Genomic DNA, 5,884 nt, shown 5'->3' with positions numbered 1-5,884 from the left:
ATTGTTGACGGTGCGTTGCGCTCTGCGACAACACACCCTACATTAAAATTTCTTAACATAGCTGGAAATATTAGCACTGACTTACTTAGTTTCTACGGGAAAAACTCACTATCAAATTCGGAAAGTAAGGATGAAAGCGATTATCGCACCGTGGCAATCTTAAATCCTTCCCACTTATTTACTCAGCACTGTTTTGCTGACTATAGCCCTGCAAACCACTCATAGCCCTGATCTTCCCAATAGCCTTTAAGAGGTAACAAATTGCTGACGAATGTAATTTGAGTCACCCACTTACTTTGCTTATAGCCAAGTTTAATCGGCGATGCTAGGCGTATAGGCGCACCATTATCAACTGATAATGGTTGTCCATTCTTTTGATAAGCCATCAGAGTTTGAGGATGTACAGCAGAGGCAAGATCCCAGCTTTCATAGTAGCCATCAGCAGATTTGAAGTAGACATAACGGACGTTTGACTTCGGCTGTACCAGCGCTACTAAGTCTCCCAATCGCACGCCTCCCCATAGAACGATCGCAGCCCAGCCTTCAACACAGACATGGCGAATTACCATTGAAGTCAAAGGAAGTTTTTCAATATCCCCCATACTCAATTGCATCGGGTTACTAACCTCCCCATCAATCTTCAGGCGAAACTGCGCCGGATCAATTTGCGGCGTGAAGTCAAAGGAATTGATTAGCAATTTGTCTGCTTCTATGGCACTGACAGGAAATTCAGGTACTGGTTTTTGACTTAGCAGGAGTGCTTCTAGACGTTGGTTTAGTGGCTCAGATATTTGCCGCAGATTATCTGAGAACAAATTTGTCCCACAGCCACCTAAAAGAAAGCCTACCCCTGAAAGTCCAGATAGTTGCAATAATTGGCGACGGGATAAGGTGCGTTTGGGAAGAATCAGACTCATATTACCTCTACAGGAACATAGACTTAACTAGACGGATGCTTCCTACCTTCAGGGCAAGTAAGGAATGAGCAATTGTAAACAGTATGACTATAGTGGCATGGCAAGACTAAAATAGTGTATTAGACGTAGGTTGGGTGAAGCGGAGCGTAACCCAACATTCTGAGATATGTTGGGTTACGCAAAGCCTCCACCCAACCTACATTTTTTTTGCAACATTTTAGCCTTTCCGCTCCAATAGACACGAAGTGGCTTCTCGCAGGGTAGGACACAAAGGAATAAGAGAAGGAATAAGAGTTTGAGAGAGTTATTGCGTAAGTCCTACCTAAGAGTTTCAGAACAAACCTATCTCTGGCTGGCTATCCTGAACTTGGAGCATACAAACAAATTGGTGCTTAAGCCTTGATATGCGATGACTACGGTAGCAAGCTACACAACCCAATTTTCTAGAGTAATATTTTGTTAGTGAAGAATATCTGCGCTTTGATGATCCTGATACTAACCTATGGACAACAGAGGAACAAAGCGACTTTTAAAATATTTATGCAAATCTGACCATCATGCGATCGCTAACTAGCGATTAGGGTGGGCACTATTTACCCACCCTAAGACTCTAACTTGCTACTGCTTCAGCAGGGGCTGTTTCAACAGCGGTTATAGGTAAATAAACACTAACTTTTTTACGGGTTTTGCCCTTTCTCTCAAACATTACAACACCGTCGATTAAGGCGAACAGAGTGTCATCGCTACCAATACCGACGTTGTTACCAGGGTGAAATTTGGTACCGCGCTGACGCACGAGAATGTTTCCTGCACGCACAACTTGACCGCCATAACGCTTCACACCCAGACGTTGGGCGTTAGAATCGCGACCGTTGCGTGTACTACCCGTTCCTTTCTTATGAGCCATGATTTCCTCTTAATGTATCTGTATCTACTTCTTTTTATTATTCAGCAGCGGTTTCAACTTCTTCAGCAGAAGTCTCATCTAAAATGGGGGTTTCCTTCTCTGCTTCTCCTTGGGCAACAAATACTTCACCGTTAAGGGTGATGGAGTCAATCATAAGTCTGGTAATTTCCTGACGATGCCCCCGTTTTTTGCGGGTTTTCTTTTTCGGCTTCATCTTGTATACCAAGACTTTACGACCTCTGTAATGTCGCATTACAGTCCCTTCTACAGTTGCACCTGTCACTAGTGGCTGTCCAATGCTGACTGCGCCATCGTGCTGCACGAGTAATACGGAGTCTATTGTAACTTTTTCATCTGGTTCGGTAGGAAGCAGTTCAATGTCATAAAACCGCCCTGGCTCTACTCGTATTTGTTTGCCACCAGTTTCAATAATCGCGTAAGTCATGGAATTAATTGTCCTTGAGGTTGCCGTACAGGTAGCTGGTTTTTATCTCCTGTAGAGAGGTTTTTGCCAGCTTTTGTAATATGTCTACCTGATCCGAGCAGGAATTAGACAGACAATCTAATATACTATTTTATTCACAGGTGCTAAGTCAAGCTTCCATTTGCCAAAATTCGTGATGGCGATCGCTTACCCAACAATCAGAATTGATGCTTTTTATTCAAAAAATGCTTCCATCTGAGGAATGATTTTTACAAACTAGTAGAAATATTTTAGACTCAAACTTATAGTTTCTTGTCAAAATTCACACATTTATCTTATTTGTTTTAAAATTAAACTTACACGCTTAATCTAATAGTTCTTTACAGAATTTAGTGAATCGAAAAAATCAAATTACTACATTCAAACCTGATATTTAAAACAGGAGATGGATTTGTCATGACACAGCAAAACGCTACACGACTTTTTCAAGCCGTAAAAAAAGATCAAGCATTACAGCAAAAGCTTAAAGCAACAGCCGATCCAGAAGCTTTCATCAAGATTGCTAAAGAGCGTGGTTATGACTTCACAACTGATGAACTGGAAAATGAAATCAACAAGTTATCAGAAGAAGATTTAGCCGCCATTGTCAATCCAGGATGGGGAACTAGACGGCACCTTAATCCTAGATAATTTCTATTCTAGGAAACTGAAAGTATAGGAAAAACTGAATTGACAAGTTTTGTTCCTAAAGGGGATACTGTTGCATCATCTCCTTTAGGGGCATTTCTGTGAAATTAAGCAACTCTGCTTCCCATCTCCCCACCTGCCTAAATCGTGAGTTAGGATGGCTATATTTTAATCAGGTGATATGGAAAGAATAGAAGTTGAGCAAAGAACTATTTTAATTGGTTTGGCAGGTAGCCACGGCTATGGTTTAAATCGTCCTGATTCAGACTTTGATTATCGGGGAGTATTTATCGCGCCCAAAAGGTACTACTTGGGATTTGATCGTATAGAACAAAAAGATACTGGTTGGGATGAACCAGGAATATTTTCATTTTTGGATGGCAACAAAGACACAGTTATATATGAATTAAGAAAAATCCTCCTGTTATTAGCGGGTGCGAATCCCAATGTTTTAGAATTGCTCTGGTTAAATAACTATCCTTTTGTAAGCGCAGTCGGACAGCATTTAATTAATCATAAGCAGCTATTTTTGAGCAAGAAGGTAAAACATACTTACACTGGTTATGCCTTTGCTCAAATCAAAAAGATGGAAACTCATCGTAAATGGTTATTAAAGCCACCACAAAAAAAGCCAATACCATCTGACTTCGCCATAGAAGATGAAGCCCCCCTCAGCAAGGATGAGCTAAATGCTTTTCTGGAGTATCTTTATAACTTAATCAGAGGACGAATTGAGTTTTTGGAAGAAGCGGAACAGTTATACAAATTGCTGACGGCAGATATTGATTTTAAAGGAATGTTAAAACAATATACTTTACCCGATGAAACTTTAGAATATACTCAAAATTTCACCAATAGCCGTAAAGATTTTATCCGCCTGCTTCAAAAAAGCCAAAATTATCAAATAGCTTTAAGAGAATGGAAAGCTTATTTATCTTGGCAGGAAAATAGAAATCCGGCTAGAGCAGAAATGGAAAGAAAGTCGGGTTTTGACCTCAAACATGGGATGCACTGTATTAGATTGTTACGCAGTGGAGTAGAAATATTGCGTCAAGGTGAAGTGATTGTAGATAGAAGAATAGCTGGTGATGTTGAAGATTTAAGAGCTATTTTGAAAGGTGAGTATTCTTATGAGCAAGTGATGAAAATGGCAGAAGATTTAGTCACTGAAATGGAGGTTGTTTATGAACAATCTACCCTCCCTCACAAACCTGATTTAGAGCAAATTAATAAGTTGTGTATGGAATTAGTAGAAATGCAGAATTGGTGATTGGGCATGGGGCATAGCCAATTAAGTTTCTTCCCCATTCCCCATTCCCCATTAAATACTGTACATTAAATCAGCAAACCCATAGAGGCTGATGATCAGCAATAACGATGCTGTTAGTTGTGTAATTCGCGCCTGGGGTGAGGGTGCGATCGCTTCCCGCACTAAAATAGAAATAGATGCCCCAACTACTAGGCTCAAGCCTAAGATTAAATAGGGTATGTCCGGTAAAATAGTGGCTATTGCCAGCATAGCGATCGCTAATAAAAGCATCAATAATTCTACAAACCTGGGTGGGTTGTATTGGCTAGATAAAACAAAGCTGTTGAACCAAAAAGACCAAAATCTCATAGTCAGTGTTGAATATTGTTAGCGGTAGCGGGGACTTTAGCCCGTGCTGAGTTAAGAGTTGTTAGTTATGAAGCAGCTTTCCATTCAAAACTTTTAACTCCTAACTCCTCACTTCTAATTTTTAACTTCTAGCCCCTAACTTTTGACCTGTGCCGTTTTTTTGTGCAGTATCACTTTCTGGTAGTTCTACGCCAAAGACGCGGCTAAAAACTTTGGCGACTTTGTAGCCAGAATCAATCGATTCTAAGGGGTCTTTCCGCAGTCTGTGACGCAAGCATAGCGTAATCACACGGCAGATATCATCAACTGTAACTTCAGTGCGTCCTTCATAAGCTGTTAAGGCTTTTGCGGCGCGGTTACTAACAATGTCACCCCGCAAACCATCTACATCCAATTCAGAACAGACTTCAGAAATTTTTACCCGCAGTTCATAGTCAAGTTTCACTTCTGGCAAAAGCTTTTGAGCATTGACAATTTGCTCTTGCAATGCTTCTTGCTGTGCTTTGCAGCTTTCGAGAAATACTAGAGGATTTTGGTCAAAATCCGCCCGTTGTTCTACGATTTGCACCCGCAAGGCTGGTTCTTTTACCGTGTGAATTTCTGCGTGCATCCCGAAGCGATCGAGCAGTTGCGGGCGTAGTTCTCCTTCTTCAGGGTTTCCAGAACCCACAAGAACAAAACGCGCTGGGTGACGGATTGAAATACCTTCCCGTTCTACAGTGTTCCATCCACTCGCGGCGGAATCTAGCAGCACATCTACGAGGTGGTCATCTAGTAAGTTGACTTCATCTACATAGAGAATGCCTCGGTTGGCCTTTGCCAGCAGTCCTGGTTCAAAAGCTTTGACACCTTCAGATAAAGCTTTCTCAATGTCGATTGTGCCACAAACTCGGTCTTCTGTAGCTCCTAGCGGCAGGTCTACCATTTGGACTTTTTTATGAGCTACAGGAATTTCCGCCCCTTGTTCTAAGAGTTGGCGGACTTCATCACTCATCAAGTCGGGGTCGCTAGGATCGCTACTGAAAGGGTCATTGGCAACCACAGAAATTTCTGGTAGCAGATCCGCCAGCGCCCGGATAGTTGTGGATTTACCGGTACCGCGATCGCCCATGATCATTACACCACCAATTTTGGGGTCAATCACGTTCAATAGGAGCGCCAGTTTCATTTCTTCCTGGCCCACAATTGCCGTAAAAGGAAATACCACGCGACGCGCACTTGCCGTGGATTGAGCAGTTGGACTCACTAAATTACCTTAACAATATTTTTCTTATTACAGTTATCTATTGTGACACAGGTGGGGAATGGGGAAGAAACTTAATTGGCTATGC

General features: G+C 41.7%; 8 protein-coding genes. 3 read left to right on the top strand and 5 right to left on the bottom strand.

All coding sequences use genetic code 11. From position 1 onward, the window contains the following. Window positions 1–225, top strand: a 225-nt coding sequence (locus GNF10_RS38150; RefSeq protein ID WP_221644701.1) for a hypothetical protein, incomplete at its 5' end; no start/stop codon positions are given. On the opposite strand, the gene GNF10_RS34345 is transcribed toward GNF10_RS38150, so the two are convergent. The 3 genes from GNF10_RS34345 to rplU all read right to left on the bottom strand — a co-directional run bounded on the left by GNF10_RS34345 (window position 201) and on the right by rplU (window position 2,269). Continuing rightward, complete coding sequence (locus tag GNF10_RS34345; RefSeq protein ID WP_185580945.1) at window positions 201–917, bottom strand: molybdopterin-dependent oxidoreductase; 717 nt, start codon at window positions 915–917, stop codon at window positions 201–203. The two genes, GNF10_RS38150 and GNF10_RS34345, sit on opposite strands and share 25 nt — an antisense overlap. 610 nt (window positions 918–1,527) lie before the next feature. Next, a complete protein-coding gene (gene rpmA / locus GNF10_RS34340; protein WP_114084255.1) occupies window positions 1,528–1,824 on the bottom strand; it encodes a 50S ribosomal protein L27 in 297 nt (98 codons plus the stop codon). A 37-nt stretch (window positions 1,825–1,861) separates the two neighbouring features. Then, window positions 1,862–2,269: a 50S ribosomal protein L21 gene (gene rplU, locus GNF10_RS34335; RefSeq protein WP_163929454.1), complete on the bottom strand. Its 408-nt coding sequence runs from the start codon at window positions 2,267–2,269 to the stop codon at window positions 1,862–1,864. Between the two features lie 435 nt (window positions 2,270–2,704). On the opposite strand from rplU, the gene GNF10_RS34330 reads away from it, so the two are divergent. Both GNF10_RS34330 and GNF10_RS34325 read left to right on the top strand, forming a co-directional pair. After that, window positions 2,705–2,938 (top strand): Nif11-like leader peptide family natural product precursor, encoded by a 234-nt coding sequence (locus GNF10_RS34330; RefSeq protein ID WP_185579961.1) that lies wholly within the window; start codon window positions 2,705–2,707, stop codon window positions 2,936–2,938. Between the two features lie 178 nt (window positions 2,939–3,116). Continuing rightward, window positions 3,117–4,205 carry a nucleotidyltransferase domain-containing protein gene (locus GNF10_RS34325; protein WP_185579963.1) on the top strand — a complete coding sequence of 363 codons (1,089 nt, stop codon included), beginning with the start codon at window positions 3,117–3,119 and terminating at the stop codon, window positions 4,203–4,205. 51 nt (window positions 4,206–4,256) lie between these two features. On the opposite strand, the gene GNF10_RS34320 is transcribed toward GNF10_RS34325, so the two are convergent. Together GNF10_RS34320 and bchI are read right to left on the bottom strand one after the other, a co-directional pair. Then, window positions 4,257–4,553, bottom strand: coding sequence for a hypothetical protein (locus GNF10_RS34320; RefSeq protein WP_163929427.1), 297 nt, complete (start codon window positions 4,551–4,553; stop codon window positions 4,257–4,259). A 121-nt stretch (window positions 4,554–4,674) separates the two neighbouring features. Further along, window positions 4,675–5,799: a magnesium chelatase ATPase subunit I gene (gene bchI / locus GNF10_RS34315; RefSeq protein ID WP_185579966.1), complete on the bottom strand. Its 1,125-nt coding sequence runs from the start codon at window positions 5,797–5,799 to the stop codon at window positions 4,675–4,677. Window positions 5,800–5,884 lie beyond the last annotated feature (85 nt).

The sequence above is a fragment of the Nostoc sp. UCD121 genome, from assembly GCF_014222285.1.
Taxonomy (GTDB): domain Bacteria; phylum Cyanobacteriota; class Cyanobacteriia; order Cyanobacteriales; family Nostocaceae; genus Nostoc.
Note: the sequence above shows the minus strand (reverse complement) of the source record. Positions and strands in the feature narration are given on the sequence as shown.

Coding starts and splice junctions, on each gene's coding strand:
- GNF10_RS34345 (WP_185580945.1), bottom strand. CDS start 917: ATGAGTCTGATTCTTCCCAAACGCACCTTATCCCGTCGCCAATTATTG.
- rpmA (WP_114084255.1), bottom strand. CDS start 1,824: ATGGCTCATAAGAAAGGAACGGGTAGTACACGCAACGGTCGCGATTCT.
- rplU (WP_163929454.1), bottom strand. CDS start 2,269: ATGACTTACGCGATTATTGAAACTGGTGGCAAACAAATACGAGTAGAG.
- GNF10_RS34330 (WP_185579961.1), top strand. CDS start 2,705: ATGACACAGCAAAACGCTACACGACTTTTTCAAGCCGTAAAAAAAGAT.
- GNF10_RS34325 (WP_185579963.1), top strand. CDS start 3,117: ATGGAAAGAATAGAAGTTGAGCAAAGAACTATTTTAATTGGTTTGGCA.
- GNF10_RS34320 (WP_163929427.1), bottom strand. CDS start 4,553: ATGAGATTTTGGTCTTTTTGGTTCAACAGCTTTGTTTTATCTAGCCAA.